This is a genomic window from Candidatus Limimorpha sp., from assembly GCF_056203535.1.
Genome location: NZ_JBADWU010000104.1, coordinates 1 through 14,760 on the forward strand (window position 1 = coordinate 1; position 14,760 = coordinate 14,760).

The 14,760-nt window shown below is 42.0% G+C and carries 10 protein-coding genes; 8 read left to right on the forward strand and 2 right to left on the reverse strand.

Features of this window, described 5'->3' with window-relative positions:
- Positions 1-245 precede the first annotated feature (245 nt).
- Entirely contained in the window at positions 246-1,424 is a 1,179-nt protein-coding gene (locus AC06MN_RS12240; RefSeq protein ID WP_475672670.1) for a hypothetical protein, read from the reverse strand.
- Positions 1,425-1,503: 79 nt separating this feature from the next.
- Entirely contained in the window at positions 1,504-3,756 is a 2,253-nt protein-coding gene (locus AC06MN_RS12245) for a Piwi domain-containing protein (protein WP_475672671.1), read from the reverse strand.
- A gap of 820 nt (positions 3,757-4,576) precedes the next feature.
- Between AC06MN_RS12245 and AC06MN_RS12250 the strand changes: the two genes are divergently transcribed.
- The 8 genes from AC06MN_RS12250 to AC06MN_RS12285 all read left to right on the forward strand — a co-directional run.
- On the forward strand, positions 4,577-7,378 hold the full coding sequence (locus AC06MN_RS12250; protein WP_475672672.1) for a type I restriction endonuclease subunit R: 2,802 nt from the start codon (positions 4,577-4,579) through the stop codon (positions 7,376-7,378).
- A gap of 99 nt (positions 7,379-7,477) precedes the next feature.
- Positions 7,478-8,407, forward strand: a complete 930-nt coding sequence (locus AC06MN_RS12255) for an ABC-three component system protein (RefSeq protein ID WP_475672673.1) — start codon at positions 7,478-7,480, stop codon at positions 8,405-8,407.
- Positions 8,401-8,634 (forward strand): ABC-three component system middle component 8, encoded by a 234-nt coding sequence (locus AC06MN_RS12260; protein WP_475672674.1) that lies wholly within the window; start codon positions 8,401-8,403, stop codon positions 8,632-8,634. Before AC06MN_RS12255 ends, AC06MN_RS12260 begins: the two co-directional genes overlap by 7 nt.
- Positions 8,635-8,642: 8 nt before the next feature.
- Positions 8,643-10,418 carry a DUF2326 domain-containing protein gene (locus AC06MN_RS12265; RefSeq protein ID WP_475672675.1) on the forward strand — a complete coding sequence of 592 codons (1,776 nt, stop codon included), beginning with the start codon at positions 8,643-8,645 and terminating at the stop codon, positions 10,416-10,418.
- A gap of 8 nt (positions 10,419-10,426) precedes the next feature.
- The gene (locus tag AC06MN_RS12270) at positions 10,427-11,611 is read left to right on the forward strand and encodes a restriction endonuclease subunit S (protein WP_475672676.1); all 1,185 of its coding nucleotides are present in this window, start codon (positions 10,427-10,429) and stop codon (positions 11,609-11,611) included.
- A gap of 111 nt (positions 11,612-11,722) precedes the next feature.
- On the forward strand, positions 11,723-12,940 hold the full coding sequence (locus AC06MN_RS12275) for an AAA family ATPase (RefSeq protein ID WP_475672677.1): 1,218 nt from the start codon (positions 11,723-11,725) through the stop codon (positions 12,938-12,940).
- Positions 12,933-13,667, forward strand: coding sequence for an HNH endonuclease family protein (locus AC06MN_RS12280; RefSeq protein WP_475672678.1), 735 nt, complete (start codon positions 12,933-12,935; stop codon positions 13,665-13,667). The genes AC06MN_RS12275 and AC06MN_RS12280 overlap by 8 nt, the downstream gene beginning before the upstream one ends.
- A 20-nt stretch (positions 13,668-13,687) precedes the next feature.
- Positions 13,688-14,760, forward strand: a 1,073-nt coding sequence (locus AC06MN_RS12285) for an HsdM family class I SAM-dependent methyltransferase (RefSeq protein ID WP_475672679.1), incomplete at its 3' end; no start/stop codon positions are given.

Genomic DNA, 14,760 nt, shown 5'->3' on the forward strand with positions numbered 1-14,760 from the left:
ATGTCGCAAACAAGCTCTCGCTGATGTTCGAGGCGGCTGCATCCGCTATGGTTTCCATAAGGTCGCTAGACCTCGGCAAACGTCCCTCTCTTCCTTTATTGGTATAAATTCAGTCAACAATTATACTTGAGCCAAATAAAATCGGAACCAACTGAAAATCAAGCGGATTCCGATTGAAAAAATATTGCTGATTTTTTTAATTTGCTGACAGGAATGCTGACATGGAAACTGATTTGCTGACAGGGCTATGTGTGTTTCCCAACGTGCATGGCACCGCTATATACTTCCTGAAGGGCCTTGTCGCTCATGTCTAAGTCGCTTTCCGTGCTGTAGCCCGAGGCGTTTCGCCTTTCGGGAAGCGGTTTGCTGATGTCGAGAAGTAATAGGGTGATCTTGACCTTGGCTTTTGCCGCATCGTCAATTCTGCTGTAGTTGTTGTCCGGATTTTTCCCGAACTGGTTGATGACGATGGAACGCGCACTGCATCCCGTCTGCTTCGTGATGTATGCTTGCTCTAACAGTGATTTCATGAGGTAGGTCAGGATGCTGTTGGTGGCAGTCCATTTGATGTTGCAATGTCGTTCTTTGCCTGAGAAGAAGCTTTCGAAGTCCTCGGGACGCGTATCCTTGTTTATCCATTTCCATTCGATGAATTTCTTGAATACTAGGAGGACGCGATTCCGTTGCGTCTTGAAGGCGTTTTCCCTGTCCTTGGTGTAATAGTTAAGCGTGTAAGGCGGATTAGCATCTTGCTTGGCCTTTTTGGGGACTTTTTTCTTGACTTTGCATGGAGCGATGTTTCCTTCCTCGGTTTCGGATATCTCCGGCTCACCGTCATCTAGTCGTGTCAGCCTGAAGATGTTGTCGGGGACGCTGTTGGCGAATGATGCATAGCAAAGCGCAATGTCGAACAGACCTGCCGTGCCGGTGGCATGGGCGTGTCGGTCCTGGAGTTCGAGCCAGCAGCGTATCAGCTCGGCGGTGACATGGTGCATGAAGACTACCCGTTCGGTCGTTGCCTTGTCGGTGCCCATGAAATTCGGGGTGAGGGAACTGACGTTCTGCCAGATGCTGCCGTCAGGGTCGGAAAACAGCAGTTCCCTTTGGGCATCGTTGGCCAGGGTCTGGACGGCTTCGCGGGTCTTTTTCAGGACGAAGGCGGTCAGGTCGCCGCTGCCATCGGCTTCGAGCAGGGCGTTGGCTTCGTTGAGATGTCGGTTCACTTCGTTTTCAACCAATATCTTGTAGTAGCGCAGCTTGGGGGTGAACATGACAGCCATGTTGGTTTCGATTCCATACAGGGGTGTTGCCTGCAATTTGATGCTTGTAAGTTTGCCTGCGGCTTTCATGTATTCGTTGTCGGATGTGAAAACGTCATTGAAGGACATCAGTTCGTGGATGCTGCTCAGGGTGAAGTTGTTCATGGGTATGGTTATAAGTTATCGGTTATCAGTTGTCAGTTAGTAGATGGTCTAAATGTCTAAATGTCCCAATGTCATTTACTTAGAGGAACCAGAGTGATTTGGACTGTGTGTAGATGGTCTTGTCGTCGAAGTGGGGCATGATTTCGGCAATCATCTCGGGGTATTTGATGGTGACCGGAAGTCCTTGCTGTCTCGTCGATTTCCAATAGATGCGGCTGAACTGATGCACCTGATCGATGAGCTGCATGACGACGGGTGTGTCGATGGCATCGTTGCGGTTCGGACAGGCGATGGTCAGCTTGACAGGGAAGGGGAATCCGTCCATGGTATTGAACTTTTCGCCTTCGTAGCGGGTGTTGTTGCAGAGCAGGAAGCGGTGGCCGTCTTTTGAGTGGCCCAGGTTGACCCAGGTGCCGCTGTAAGGCATGAGTTGGCCTCTGTTGGCGGCATCGAACACGACGATGTCGTCCGATTCCGTTTTGTTGATGGTGACGATATACACGGGCACATCGAGCTTCAGCGCCTTGAGCATGTCCTCGATACGCTTGAACTCGTTTCGTCGGCTTATCTTCTTGTAGTAGTGTATGATAATCCGTTCGGGCTGGCTGTTGACGGAGGCGTAGTTCATGATGGCCAAGCGGATGGCCCCCACCAGTTCGTCGAGTTCCGATTTCTCGAAATAGCTGTAGTCGTTGAAGACGCCGGTGTTGTCGAACGAGAAGGCGGCGCCAATGTATTGTCGGTTCTCGCTCCGGAAGGCTCCGATGCCGATGATGAGTTCCTTCTTCTGGACTTCGTCGAGCAGCCAGGGCGAGCCTTCCAGCTTGGCGCAGATGGCTATGCCCATGTTCTGCAAGGTGTAGGCAAAGTTGTATTTGCCGCTTTTCGTATCCTTGGCGATGGCTTCGTTCATCTTGTCGCGGTCGATGCACTGGGTGGGGATGCCGAGTTTCAGGAAGCGTTCCTTGACCTTGTAGTAGCACTCCTTGGCATCGTGGGCCGAGGCGTATTTGTGGATGGGCGAGAGGTAGATGGCGACATATTTGATCTGGGAAGATTTGTTCCTGTAGCACTCCTTCGTTAAGGCAGCTTCGATTTCGGGCACGGGATTCGTCTCGTTTTCGTATGCGATGTGAAAGTCACCTTCGGCGAACCTGATTAGGGAGCCTGTGAAGTGTGTGAGGGATTTGCTTTGGCCTTGATAGTTGCCATTAATCATATCTCTCGCCAATTGCCGGGCTTCGTTGCTGCTGTTCTTAGGGAAAACGAAAATCAGCCGCACGTCGGCATACGGACATTTGACGCGAGGGCCTTTGTTGATGCCTTTTTGCTGGCTGATGTTCCTATGATCGTTGCCATATTCATCCTTGCCGAAGATGAGCAGGCACTTTGAGGCGTCGGTCGTGCCTACTTGCATCGGGCTCACAGGCGTGAATCCTTGCGCGAGGTCGGGCAGCAGGGTGCGGATGTTGCTGTTGTTGAGGAAACGCTGGCGGAAGGCTTCAATCTTGTCGTTGTATTTGATGTATTTGCTGTCGAAGGTGCGCTCTTCGCCATTCCCGACCAGACCGAAGAACTGTTTCAGCTTGCCGCTCATGATGGGTCGCGTCGCGTCGAAGGGACAATAGCGGTTATGGGTTTGCAGGTACTCGAGCTTGTCGATGATGCGAATGATGCATTCTTTGCCTTGGCTGTCTTTGCTGACCTCGCGGGTCATCACTAGGTTGATCATGTCGGGCGTGATGTCGTGGCTGTTGCCGAAAGGGTCGTCAGGCGTTGTCGAAAACAGCGTCGTCAGGGAGGCGCTCAGCACGAAGGCGGGCCGGTTGCAGGCCACAAGCAGATAAGGCGTGTCGTTGAAGCTGTCGTATCGCACCCTCAGGGTGAAGCGGTCCATCTGCCAGAGTTCGTGGCGTTTCCCGTGGTATTCAACTTGCCGTGTCTTGTCCTTGTCGTGTACCCACACCTGAATGTCGTTGGTGATGCCCGACTTGGTGACCACCACATCGTCGAACTGCCGGAAGTAGTCTTCCAGGCGGCGGTTGTAGTAGCGTTTCGCGTAGTTTTCGTTGTTGGGATCGCTGAAGTCGATGGCAACGGCCTCGAATCCTTTTAGTGCTTTGTCGAAGGAAGTGAACAGGCAGGAATCGCCATTGCCACTAAAGAGGTCGATGAATTTTGGTGACAGCCTCACTTCGGCAGGTGTCAGCGTGGTTGACTTGATGATGGTGCTTTGGTGTTCGGCATCATTGCTAGCAGAGAAGTAGCATTTTACGGGTTCCTTCGGGAGGCTGAAGGTGAGGGTGTTGAGATACAATTTTTGTGTATTCATATTTAATTTTATTAGTTCGTTTTTGTGGGTAAAGACCAGCCGATGTTGCCAGAAGGCTGCAAGCAGAGAAACCCTGGATTTCCCAGGTCGTCAGGCTCTCGGGGCTTGCCATCGTTTCAGGTCTATGGATGTTACACATGATTTGAATTTGTTAATATGGCAAAAATACAGCGTATTTTGTAAACATGCCACTATTGGGGAGAATTTTTTTGCAACAAAATTCAATATGTCTTCTTTAATAACCAAAACATCCAAAACTTTTGTTTTTTTTGGTTCTGAATCTCGCAACCGCTCGGTTTAATTCAGCATTTCTGTCTGTTTCTTTTGGGTGCGGGATGTAACAGCTTAAGGTCCTCCCTGTAGTTGCTTCCGTGCTAATAGCATTTTTATGCAAGACTTGTCCAATCACTTAGATTGGATGAGCATTGTACGAAGTATGGACAAGTATTGGACGAAGTACGGAGCGGGTATAGGGAAGGCATTGCTTTCTTGTAGATAAGTTTTATTTTGGAGGGATTTTTCCGTCTCGTTTCAATGGCAAAAATACATCGTATTTCGTGAACGCGCCACTTTTATAGGGAATTTTTTTATCAACAAAATTATCAACAGGGTAATTTGTTGGGAATGAGTGGAGTAGTGGAGATAAAATGGAAATGGCATAAAATTTGTCTTGCGGCTTCCAAATTTCTGAAATAGGAAAAGCTCTCGTTTTTTGCTAAATCTTTTCTGAATGAAACGAATAAAACGTATTTTTGCAGAATAAAATTGCAATAGGAAATTTCTACTCCTTACATCTTTTTTAGTAAGACAACATTGACTCATGAATCAGAATCCAGAACAGATTGCGCGTGATGTTATAGATGATTTGCTACAGCAGGCTGGTTGGGTAATTCAATCGAAGGCAAAGATTGATTTTTCGGCTGGTTTGGGTGTTGCCGTACGCGAATATCAAACGGATGCTGGCCCAGCAGATTATGTTCTCTTTATTAACCGAAAACCTGTTGGCATTATTGAGGCGAAACGTAAAAAAGAAGGAGTAAATCTTACAAAGGTAGAGGAACAGTCTGTTCGATATGCAAATGCCAAACTGAAATATCTGAACAACGAGCCGTTGGTGTATGTGTATGAAACAACGGGGATTGTTACGCATTTCACTGATTATAGCGATCCGAAACCTCGTAGCCGTCCGGTGTTTGCTTTTCATAAACCTGAAACTATCGCAGAATGGATTCGTAACGGAAGAAGTCTCCGTAGCAGATTGCAGGATTTCCCAACATTAGACGAAACTGGCTTACGCCCGGCACAGATTAAGGCTGTTGTGAATTTGGAAGAATCTTTCAAAAACAATCGTCCTCGCGCTTTGATTCAGATGGCAACAGGAGCAGGAAAGACATTCACTGCAATCACGTTTATTTATCGTCTGTTGAAATTCGCAAAGGCAAAACGTATCTTATTCCTTGTCGATACCCGCAATTTGGGGGAACAGGCGGAACAGGAGTTTATGAATTTCAGGCCGAACGACGACAACCGCAAGTTTACGGAATTGTATAACGTTCAGCGTTTGAATTCAAGCTATATAGCAAACGATAGCCAAGTGTGCATTTCTACCATTCAACGCCTATATTCTATTTTGAAAGGCGAGGAGATGGACGAAAGCGCAGAGACCGACAATCCTAATGAATCTACTTGGTTACAACAAAAACTGAAGGAACAAAAGGCTGTTCCTGTGGAATATACGGCAAAGGTTCCGATTGAACAATTTGATTTTGTTGTAATCGATGAATGTCACCGAAGCATCTACAATCTTTGGAAACAGGTTTTGGATTATTTCGACGCATTTTTGATTGGCCTGACCGCAACGCCTGATAAGAGAACATTCGGTTTCTTCAACGAAAATGTCGTGAGTGAATATACTTACGAGCAATCGGTGGTTGACGGTGTGAATGTGCCGTATGATGTTTATACCATAGAAACGGAAATTTCTAAAAACGGCGGTTTGATTAAGGCTGGCTGGCATATCGATTATCGCGATAAGGCTACCCGCAAGACTCGTTGGCAGCAGGTTGACGAGGATGTGGAATACAAAAAGAACGACTTGGATAAATCCGTGGTGAATCCAAGCCAGATTCGTACGGTAATCAGGCAATTCCGCAAGGCTTTGATGGAAGAGATTTACCCAAACCGCTACGATGAAAACGGGCAGTACGAAGTCCCCAAGACATTGATTTTTGCCAAAACCGACAGCCACGCCGATGATATCATCAAGATTGTCCGCGAGGAGTTCAACGAGAGCAACGATTTCTGCAAAAAGGTTACCTACAAGATTGACGAGGATCCGAAGTCTGTACTGAATCGTTTCCGTAATCAGTATTATCCTCGTATTGCCGTTACCGTTGATATGATTGCAACAGGAACCGATGTCAAGGCTCTTGAAGTTCTGCTGTTTATGCGTGATGTCCGCAGTGCGAATTACTTTGAGCAGATGAAAGGACGGGGAACCAGAACTATTAACGAGGATTCCTTGCAACTGGTGAGCAAGACCGCCTCGGCAAAGACACACTTTGTGATAGTTGATGCTGTTGGCGTAACGCAGACAAAGAAAACCGACAGCCGCCCGTTGGAGCGCAAGCCTACTGTTCCGTTGAAGGATTTGCTGGGGGCTGTTACTATGGGTGTTGTGGAAGAAGATTTGTTTGTTTCGCTGGCAAACCGGTTGATTCGCCTGAATAGGGAAGTCACCGAAAAAGAGCGTGAGAAAATAGAATCCCTTGCAAAAGGAAAGAGTTTGGGACAAATGAGTGCCGAATTGTTGAATGTTTTCGATGCAGACAAGATTGAAGATGAGGCACAGTTGGAACTGCAAAAAATTCCACAATCGGAAATGACGCCTGCCATAGAGGAACAAATTCGCGCAAAAGCACAGGAAAGACTTGCCAATATTGCCAGCAGTACGTTCAATGGCGAATTGAACGAATATATTGTTACCGTTCGCAACCTGCACGACCAGAAAATAGATACGATAAACATTGATACTGTTGTGCGGAGCGGCTTTAATACCTTTACCTTGGAAAAAGCCAGGGAAACCATTAAATCGTTTGCCGAATATTTGGAGCAGCACAAAGACGAGATTATGGCATTGAGCATATTCTACAACCAGCCCTACAATCGCCGCAACCTCACGCTGAAAATGGCGCAGGAACTGCTCGAAAAACTGAAGCAAGACAAGCCGTTGCTTGCACCTTCGTATGTGTGGGATGCCTATTGCGCTGTTGAAAATGTTAAAGCGAACCAGCCAAAGGCTGAACTTACCGCCTTGGTTTCGTTGGTGCGCCACGCTTGCGGAATTGACAAAACATTGGCTGCGTTCGATAGTGTGATAGATAAGAATTTTAATGCATGGCTGTTCCGCCAACACACCGGTAACCGTAACCGCTTTACGCAAGAACAGATTGACTGGCTGCGCATGATTAAAGACCATATCATTAGCAGTTATCATCTCGATTTAGACGACTTGGACTACACGCCATTCGATGCCCAAGGTGGCCGAGGCAAAATGTACCAACTCTTTGGAAATGAGATGGAACGGATTATTAATGAGTTGAATGAAGTGTTGGTAGCGTAAAAGTTTTGTATTTCCCCAAAGTGGAAAATCCACTTTTTTGATTTTATGACGAGTTGATAGCATAATTTGTTGTACTTTTGCAAAAAAAAGAAAAAGACGATGGAATATCCATTATACTACCAAAACGAAGATGACTTTGAGAATTTAGTCACATTGATTTGTAAGAAAATTCTTGGAGAAGGTGTTATACCGTTTGCAGCAGGTCGCGATGGAGGAAAAGATGGCCGTTTTACAGGAATTGCTAATAAATTTCCAAGTGAAAGTTCCCCATGGTCAGGAAAAATAATTATTCAAGCAAAACATACAGCAAAGATTCAAGCAAGTTGTTCAGATTCTGACTTTGAGACAATTATTAAAAAGGAAATTAAAAAAATCAATGAGCTGAAAAAAAATAAAGAAATCGATTTTTATTTATTGTTTACGAATAGAAAACTTACAGGTGGTGCAGATTCTAAGATCTCCAAGCAAATTTCTGATGAAACAGGAATTGAAAACTATTTGATTGCAGAAGAAAAAATCCAACAGTATCTTATAGAATTTCCAGAGGTCGTTAAAATGGCAAAATTGCAGTATTTATTACTGCCTTTGGAATTTGATGAAACCGATATTCGCGATGTTGTTTTAGAAATTAAACAAGCACTAAAATCAGATGACATTAGTCCAAGAAATGTTGATTTTTCAAAAATTGAATTAACTGAAAAGAATAGATTAAACGACTTGTCGGAAGCATATTTCAACGATGTAATAAAATCTGAATTCACTAATTTTCAAAAGATTGACAATTTCTTATCTGACTCAATAAATGAAAAAGTGAAAGAGTGTTATGAGGACGCAGTTTCGGAACTGAACGCAAAAATCACCATTCATCGAAATGAATATGGTGAATTTGAAAGAATCTTAGACGACATATATGACAAAGTAATTTGTCGAAGCGGAGACTCTTTGAAAGGCAATAAAAGATTGGTGAGAACGTTGTTACATTATATGTATTGTAACTGTGACATTGGTAAAAAGACGCAAACATGTTAGCTCCTGACAAACATACAATAATAAAATTTTCAGTTCTGTACTTGGCTGGTTTGATGTTGAAAGAAATTCAACACAATGGCATCATCAAGTACGATGAATTGAAATCTTTTGTCGTTGATTCTGTCGGAAATACAGTGGGTGATAATTTTGAATATGCACTGTCCTTCCTTTTCCTTCTTGATAAAATCAAGTATGAACAAAGTTTGGATTCATTTATAACTATTTAGCAAACATTATGAAACTTGTACGAGTTTTTTCAAATAAGAATTTTACCAACATCAAGTTTGATGAGCGTTTCAATGTGGTTTTAGCTACCATACAAGATGTGGCTAATAAAAAAGACACGCATAATCTTGGCAAAACATCATTAGTTCGTGTAATCGATTTTCTTCTGCTTGGTGAGTTCTCAAAGAAAAATGGGCTTTTATCAAATGAAATTTTTTGGGGACAGATTTTTTATTTGGAAATTCTGCTTAACTCAGGAAGATTTCTTGTAATACGTCGTTCTATTGATTGTGCAACCAAAATATCATTCCATATTGACGACATTCCTTTAAACGATTTTATCGCACCAACTTCATGGGATGAAGAAGACTTGGCTATTGATAAAGCTAAAGAGAAATTGACTGAATATCTTGGTTTTGACATTGTTACTCAATGGCCATATAGGAAAGCTGTCACCTATTTTTTGCGTACTCAACAAGATTATCTGGATGTATTTCAACTTGGTAAATTCAAAGGCAAACATTCTGATTGGAAACCGTTTGTTTTCGATCTACTTGGCTTTAATGGTGAACTGATTAAAAATAAATACGAATTGGAAGTTCAGATTTCAGAAAAGCAAAAAAGTTATATTGCCATTAAAAACGAAGCAAACATAAATCCTGAAGAAAGAGATAAAATTCTTGGTATGATTGATATCAAAAACCAGGAAAAAGAAACTGCCATTTCATCAATTGACAAATTTAACTTTTATCCGCAGGATAAAATTCTCACCAAAGAAATCATAGAAGATTTGGATGCAAAAATCCAAACGATTAATACTGAGCGATATAGAATCAATTATCAGATTAAGAAAACCGAGGATTCCTTACGCCAAACAACTGAAGATGTAAATCTGGACAAATTGCAGGAATTGTTCGATGACACAAATTTATTCTTCCCGAATAAGTTGAAGAAACAATTTGAAGATCTTGAATCATTCAACAATGCCATTTCCTCCGAAAGGAAAAAGTACCTAAGAGAAAATCTGGAAAAGTTACGTGCCGAATATAATGACATAGATGAGCAAGTTCGGTTGTTGGAATTGCAAAAAAGCGAAAAACTCACATTTTTAACGGAAAGTGATTCGTATACGAAATTCAAATCGTATCAAAAGCAACTGGCTACAATTGAATCTGAATTGTCGTTCCTGAATGAAAAACTGCGATTGATTGACAGGTCCGTTGCAATACAGGAAGAAATAAAAGGAATCAAGTTGCAATTATTGCAGTCTAAGGAAGATGTGCAAAAAGAAATAGGACAGCAAAAACATGCCGATTTGCGTAGGATTTTCAATCAGATTATCGTTGATGTCGTGGGTACTAACGCTATTATTTCAATCAAACAGAATGATCAAGGGAACGTTGATTATTCTGCCGAATATCAGACTGCCGAATATCAGAATCTCAAACAGGTAAGCACTTCCGAAGCGGACGGAACTTCCTATAAGAAACTGCTTTGCGCTGCTTTTGATCTGTCGCTACTAATCCATTATTCTAAAAATTCATTTTTCAGATTTGTATATCATGACGGCATTTTTGAAGGATTGGATGACCGTATCAAAGTCCGTTTGTTGAACTCTGTGAAATCAATTTGTCAACAATATAACATTCAATATATTGTGTCAATGATTGATTCCGATATTCCGAAAATGCAAGACGGCACTCTTTATCCTATTCAGTCTTCGGAGATTTGTTTGCAATTGAACGATCGTGATGACGATGGAAAACTGTTTAAGCAAAGTTTCTGATTTTTGTTATGCCTAACTACCCAACATACAAACTCGGTGAAATTTGCAAAACAACAAGCGGAGGAACTCCTGACAGAAAAAATAGTTCGTATTATAACGGTTCGATTCCATGGGTGAAATCTGGTGAATTAGACAAAGGCATTATTTATGATACAGAAGAAAGGATAACAGAAGAAGCAGTCAAAAACTCAAGTGCGAAAATCTTCCCCAAAGGAACATTGTTGATTGCCTTATATGGTGCAACTATTGGCAAACTTGGCTTTTTAGGTATTTCGGCTGCGACAAACCAAGCGGTTTGTGGAATTTTTCCAAGCGAAAAAGTGAATTTAGATTTTTTGAGTTATTTTCTGTTTCATAAAAGAAAAGATTTGATAGCACAAGGAACAGGCGGAGCACAGCCAAATATCAGTCAGACAATACTTAAAAACCTCTCCATTCCCCTTCCCCCTCTCGCCATCCAGCGCGCCATAGTAACCCGCATAGAATCCCTCTTTGCCGAGTTGGATAAAGGCGTGGAAAAACTGAAAACCGCACAGCAACAACTAAAAGTCTATAGGCAGGCGGTGCTGAATGATTGCTTGACTAAAGGTAGTGAGATGTGGGAGAGAGTGAAGTTAAAGGATATTTGTTTGTCTATTTCTGATGGTGACCATTTGCCACCCAAGCGTACAGATAAAGGTGTCCCTTTTATTACTATTTCGGATATAAAAGGCAATAGCATAGATTTTTCTAATGTGAGTTATATGACGGAAGAGTATTATGAAAACTTGTCTCAAAGCAGAAAGGCAATGGTAGGAGACATTTTATATACTGTTACAGGCTCTTTTGGTATTCCTGTTTTAGTTGAGAAGAATATAAAATTCTGCTTTCAGAGACATATTGGACTAATTCGTCCTAATGTAACTATTGTAATGCAAAGATGGTTGTATTATATGATGCAATCACCTATAATATATTCTCAAGCAACAGAAAAATCAACAGGAACTGCTCAAAAAACGGTCACGCTATCTGTTTTAAGAGATTTTAAATTATGTCTTCCGCCACTTCTCGAACAGCAGCGCATAGTCCAAGAAATTGAAACCCGATTATCGGCTTGCGATGTGATGGAGAAAAGCATCAACGAGTCGTTGCAACAAGCCGAGGCATTACGGCAAAGCATCCTGAAAAAGGCTTTCGAGGGGGAATTGGTGTAGGATGTCTTATCGTTCTTGAAACAAAAAATAAAGTCTTAGGATTATAAATACAAAATATAAGTTGTAGGACATATAAAAATAGTATTTTTGCAAGCATATTATTTGAAGAAAATGAATACGGAAGAACGCAAGATTAGGAATTTAGTCATAAAAAACCATAAATGTTTCAAAGAAGCGGAATGTTCTTTTGAAAAGGCTGATGGCAGCATCTACCAATGGAATGTTTTTTTGGGGGACAACAATTCCGGTAAAACGAATCTTTTAAAGGCAATTGCAAGTTTAAGGGCTGTCGAATTAACACTTATAAAACATAAAGATGAAAATTCTAAATTTATAAGACTTGTTCCTGCTTTTTTTCGAGATAATACAGTTCCATTTAGAGATGAAAATAGTGTTTTTTGTCAGGTTACAAATTTTTCTGAAACTTGGGGATTAAAACATACAGTTGCATTGGCGGAAATATCTGAAATGAAGAATTTCATCATTTATGGATATGGTGTTTCTCGATACCCTTCTTCAAAAGGCTTGAATGATTCCTCGACTGATGATTGCGATACGCTTTTTTCAAGAGAAGCTTCTTTAATCAATCTGAAAGACTGGCTGCTCAATCTGGATTATTCTTCAAAAAACGAACAACCTGAAGCTGTAAGAAGGCTGAAAAAAATCAAGGATATACTTACCAGTGACGTGTTCCCGGAAATAGAGGATTTCCGTTGTCAAAGTTCCGAAGAATTGCAGAATTATGTGGAGTTCTTAGTGAAAGGAGTTTGGTGCAAATACGAGGACTTGGGATTTGGCTATCAATCCATGATGTCGTGGATGATTGATTTTTGCAAAAGGATGTTTGAACGTTATCCGAAATCCGAAAACCCGTTGACAGAAAGTGCGATTGTCCTTGTTGATGAAATCGACCTTCATCTTCATCCTCAGTGGCAACGCACAGTCATTCCGTATCTGTCGAAAACATTCCCTAACACGCAATTCATTGTAACGACACACAGTCCAATGGTTCTTCAATCGGCGGAAGACATTAATCTATTCGTGTTAAAGCACAATAAGGAAGGAATGGTAAGTGTTGAACATAGTGACATTCATGATTTCAGAGGATGGACGGTTGAAGAAATCCTTCGTGAGACTATGGGATTGCAAAATGATGTCCATTCGGATGAGTATCAACGATTAATAAGCAAATTCAATGCAAGTTTAGATAATAATGACAAGGAAAATATGCAAAAAGCATACGATGAGATAATTCTGTTATTGCACCCGAACAACCCATTGAAGAGAATATTGGAAATACAAAGAAACCAGTTGTTGGCAGATGATTAAATTGACATTGATCGACAAACCTGTCGAGTTGACGGATGAAGTATGCCAACAACTGACAGACAAATATAAAGCAGATAAAAGTTCCGTTTGGAATAAGGAATATATAAAAGTTGCTTTGCTGAAAATGACAAATGATAAATGTGCCTATTCCGAAGCTCCTTTGAATGAAAACGGCACTTATATGGAAGTCGAACATTTTCGATGCAAGGACAAATATCCCGATAAAGTGGTGGAATGGGGAAATCTGTTGCCTGTTTGTAAAACTTGTAATGTCACAAAAGGTGAATGGGATGTGGAAAAGGATGGAGATATTGTGAATCCTTTGGTGGATAATCCACAGGATTATTTGTATGTAAAATCCTTTCGTTATAAAGGGAAAAATGAAAAAGGATGTACTACAATTGAAAAGCTGGATTTGAATAATTCAGATCAATTTGTAATGCCTCGTTTTCAAATATTCGAAAAAATCATTGATGATATTGAATTCTTGACACAAAAATTATCAACGGATGAAACAGATAGGCAAAAATCCAATACTATAAAGAAATTCAAGCAATGTCTTAGGGAGGCTTCCCCTAAAAAGATTTATTCCGCAATAATTGCTACCTCTATTCTTGAATCAGAAGAATATGCAAGTATGAAAAAAATAGTACAGAGGAAAAAACTGTGGGATAGTGAATTTGATGAATTAGAAAACACATTGAAATCTATTGCATTATTCAAATAATTGTATTTGCAATTATACTTATGACCGATTCAACCATCATCTCGAAAATTTGGAACATGGCCAACGTGCTGCGCGACGACGGCGTCAGCTATGGCGATTATCTGGAACAAATCACCTACCTGCTCTTCCTGAAAATGGCAGACGAAATGAACAAGCCGCCCTACAGCAAAGGTTTGCATTTCCCGCATCTGAAAGACGCCGAAGGCCACGAAATAGCCGATGGCGAATTGTGCGACTGGGAGACACTCGTCAGTAAACGCGGTGCGGAACTTGAGGCCTACTATGTGCAGATGCTCCGCAGCCTTGGCACCGAGAAAGGTATGCTTGGCCAAATCTACACCAAGAGCCAAAACAAGATTCAGGACCCGGCCAAACTGCTGCGCGTCATTGAGATGATTAATCGTGAAAACTGGTCGCTGATGGGTTCCGATGTGAAAGGCAAGATTTACGAAGGTCTGTTGGAGAAAAATGCCGAAGACACCAAGAGCGGGGCTGGTCAGTATTTTACACCTCGTGCATTGATAAAGGCAATGGTGGCGTGTGTGCGTCCAAAACCACAGAAAACAATTATTGACCCGGCTTGTGGAACAGGTGGCTTTTTCCTCGCTTCGTACGATTATTTGGCAGGACAATCATTAAATAAAGACGAAAAGCAATTCCTGAAAAAGAAAACCTTCTTCGGAAACGAGATTGTAGCCAATACGCGCCGTTTATGTTTGATGAACCTGTATTTGCACAACATAGGCGAGTTGGACAGCGAGGATTTCATTTCGCCAAACGATGCCTTGGTGGCAGACAATGGCAATCGTTACGATTATGTGCTAACCAATCCTCCGTTCGGAAAGAAAAGTAGCATAACCATTACCAACGAAGATGGAGAAATAGAAAAAGAGGATTTGAGCTACAACCGTCAGGATTTTTGGGAAACGACTTCCAATAAGCAGTTGAATTTCCTGCAACACATCAAGACGTTGCTAAAAGTAACTGGGCAGGCAGCCGTAGTTTTGCCAGATAACGTGTTGTTCGAAGGTGGAGCAGGTGAGGAGATTCGCAAGCAACTTATGAAAACTACAGAATTGCACACGATTTTGCG